This window comes from Paracoccus sp. (in: a-proteobacteria), assembly GCF_032007265.1.
Taxonomy (GTDB): domain Bacteria; phylum Pseudomonadota; class Alphaproteobacteria; order Rhodobacterales; family Rhodobacteraceae; genus Paracoccus.
The window spans coordinates 1-3,357 of sequence record NZ_DALZMB010000191.1; the positions used below are offsets into that span (position 1 = coordinate 1).

Genomic DNA, 3,357 nt, shown 5'->3' on the forward strand with positions numbered 1-3,357 from the left:
ACGTCACCATCACCCGCCGGAACACCGGCCTCGGTAGCGGGATCACCCGCTATTACTTTGCGCGCGCTCGCGACCAGTGGGGCAACCTCTCTGCGTTTTCCGCCAGCGTTTCGGCCACCACCCCATAAATTTAGAGGGCGACATGCCTGCACCTACCTTCAACCTCGCCGTTAAAGGCGCGGTGCCGAACCAGTATGCCACGGAGCTAGACCTTGAGGCCGAACTCAACCGGACGCTGTCCGAGACTTGGGACGGCTTCACCGCAAATGACACCGCCGTCCTGCGCAACGCTGGCGTGATCACGCTGGTCAATGTCACGGGCGAGGGCAATGCGATCACGGCGGAGTTTCCAGCGGCTCTTGCGCCGATCCTCGGCACGGGGATCCCTAATGAGCTGATCATTGGGTTTGTTAGTCCTGTGACCACAACCGGACCTGCTACGCTAACGATTGGTTCTGACACAGCTGATCTCCGGCAGGCGAGCGGCTTTGAATTGACGGGCCCCATCAATCTGATCGCTGGTGAATTCATTGCATTTGGACGGAACGGCAATCAGTGGCGCGTCAAATTCGGTGATGTCAGCTTGCCGAGAGTTACGCAGATGATCGGCGCAGAGGCCGCTGCGCGCGAAGTGAATAACGGGCGCATCAAGGCTGTTTCTCAATCTTCTCAGGTGTCAGGGCAAGTTCGGGCGATGATGGCTGGCTTGCCAGATTTCTCCTTCGCTTTCACTGATAAGAATGACCATCCGTTCTTGGGCCTGACGCGAGATGGTTGGCTGCGCCTCCTGCGCGGACGGGCGGACATATTTGCAGGGTGCAGCGCCGAATATTCCACGGTCCTGCTCGATGCGGCGGATAACGTCATTGCGGGCATCCGTTGGGATGGCACGCTGTCGTTCCGCTCTCAGCCTGTTGAAAGCCTAGCCGGGCATCGCGCTTTAGTGCAGCTCGATGATGTCGGTCGTGCACAGGTCTACGCCAGCAACGGAGCTGACCTGACCCGCTTGAGCTATGCCCGCAGTGGAGATGACCTCATAGGTGGTGTCTCGGATGAGGGGCGCGCGATCTGGATTCATGCTGAGGCCGGAATACGTACACCTCAGGGTGCGTGGCTGACCCGCAAGAGCCCGCTTCGGGCTGGTACGACCCGGCTCGTATTCTTTGTGTTCTATGGTCAATCCCTGTCCAAGGGGGAGATGGGGTTGCCGATTGTCACCCCCTCTGTCCCGGCCGAAAATGCTGATCGCATTTTGACCTGGGCGACGGGAGTTAGGCCGTTCCAAGCGTCGTCGATGAACACACAGGTCGCTCCCATCGACTTCCGCCGACTGCGTGACATCGTGTCGGCTGGCGAGGCTGTTTCATCATTCAGCGCGAATGATGGCGAGACGGGTGTGGTACAGGCGGCAATGAGGATGCTGGGGCATCTCGGGCCTGCCGATGCCGTCATGGGGTGGTCTGCGGGTTTTGGTGCGATGCCGATCCGCAACCTTAAAAAAGGGGCGGTGGCTTACGCCAATGTCATTCAGGATGTGTCAGAGGTCGTCGCCTACTGTAAGTTGCAGGGGATCAGCGCACGCTGCGCTGGGATCGTCTGGAAACAAGGGGAGAATGACGGCAATACGGTGCCCGCCGAGTATCTCGCTGACCTGGCCCAGCTCCAAGCTGATCTTGAGGCCGACATTCAGCACCAGACAGGTCAGTCCCAACGCATCCCGTTCTTCGTCGGTCAACAGACCAATGACCGCATCGGCAACCCTGGCGGCACACTGCCCAACCCGCCGATGGCTCCCTTGAAACTGGCGATTTCGGATCCGGATCGGTTCGTCATCGTCACGCCAGACTATCTGTTCAACCATCCTGACGGCGTGCATTTGGATGGGCCGGGATATGCTCTGCTTGGTGAGTATGCCGGGCGGGCTATGGGGGAGCATGTGGCGTCGGGATCAGCCACGCCGGGGCTGCACATGGTATCTGCTGTCCGGGATGGGGCTTCGATCACCGTGACCTTCAATCGCCCAATCAGCATCGACACCACTGTCGTTTCAGATCCGGGAAGCAGTGGGTTCACACTTATCGGAGACAGCAGCGGCGCAACCATATCGGCGGTATCGGCCCCATCCGGCGCGACGATCACCCTGACGCTTTCGGCTGTGCCTGATGCCCTGGCCCGCCTCGGTCTTGCTCGCTTCATTACGGCGGGCGGAGGCAGTGGCCCGACGATCTGGAGTCGATCCCCGATCAATGACGGCAATCAAGACCTCTCGACCAGCGCACCGGGGCGGGCGTTGGCACGCCATGCTTGCTGCCAAGAAATTGAAATTACCAGCTAACGGAGGCCCACATGGCTACCATAATTCGCCTGCAAGACCTTGACCTCTCCGGCCTTGGGTTGCCGACCTTCGACTGGTCGGATTACGAGCGCAATCTTTCAACCCTACCATTTCTTGACACATGGATCGACCCGGAACGCATTGGCACCCCAGCTGGAGGTGGCGTCATTGATAAGATGCGTGGAGATACATATGCGCAGTCTCCAGTCATTCCCGCTCGATCAAATAATGCCAACCTTGGTGGACGGATGGCGTGGAATTTTCTGGGCACCCCGGCTTCTGGACTTATAGCGGTCAGGCGCAAGCCTTCTTTGAGCTGGTCGGCGGTGTTTGCGGTGGACCTGCCGACTGATTGGGCGGGTGCTCAGCGAAACTGGCTCTCGTGGCAGGGTCCGGCTTTAACCCCGGCTCGCTATCAAGCAGTCATTCAAAGCCAATCTGATGGGCGGCTATGGGTAAACCCAGCCTACGGCGCATCGCAAGCGTCACGTGTATCTGCGCCCCTTGTGCCCGGTCCGCACATCATCATCGCAAGCTGGGATAACGATGCGAAGCGGGTGAGCCTGATTGTTGATAGTGAGGTAAACTATACAGCAGCCACATTCGCTGACATTTCGTCTGAGCCAGCTGACACCGTGGGTCGCTGGAAGCTGGGCGGGACGGCAAATTCGCCACGCTTCAGTTTGGGGAATTTTATGATCTTCGACCGAGCCATCGACCAGGATCCATATACCGTCAGCCGGGTGCTTGCTGGGCTGAAGGCGCGGCACGGGCTGGTCTGAGGGTCCAAAAAATTGAGAGTAGATGGCCCCGCTTCGGTGGGCTTTTTCATGCGCAGGGACGCGGAGGTCCAACTCGACGTCCCTGCGCAGGCTAGCTGCGTCTTACCCAAGGAGGGGTGCGGAGCAGCTAGGCATCGGGGGAGCAATGCTGGGAAAGGTTATCCTGAGATTGGACTGCCTCAAGACAGACCTTTCTCTGACGCAAGGCCGCTCATTGTACACGATCGGGGGACAAAAAAC

Annotated in this window: 2 protein-coding genes; both read left to right on the forward strand. The window is 59.1% G+C overall.

The genetic code is table 11. The features are described from left to right. Positions 1-142 precede the first annotated feature (142 nt). The gene (locus RTS12_RS20430; protein ID WP_312531946.1) at positions 143-2,335 is read left to right on the forward strand and encodes a sialate O-acetylesterase; all 2,193 of its coding nucleotides are present in this window, start codon (positions 143-145) and stop codon (positions 2,333-2,335) included. A gap of 11 nt (positions 2,336-2,346) precedes the next feature. Beyond that, positions 2,347-3,117 (forward strand): hypothetical protein, encoded by a 771-nt coding sequence (locus RTS12_RS20435; protein WP_312531948.1) that lies wholly within the window; start codon positions 2,347-2,349, stop codon positions 3,115-3,117. The last annotated feature ends 240 nt before the right edge of the window (positions 3,118-3,357 follow it).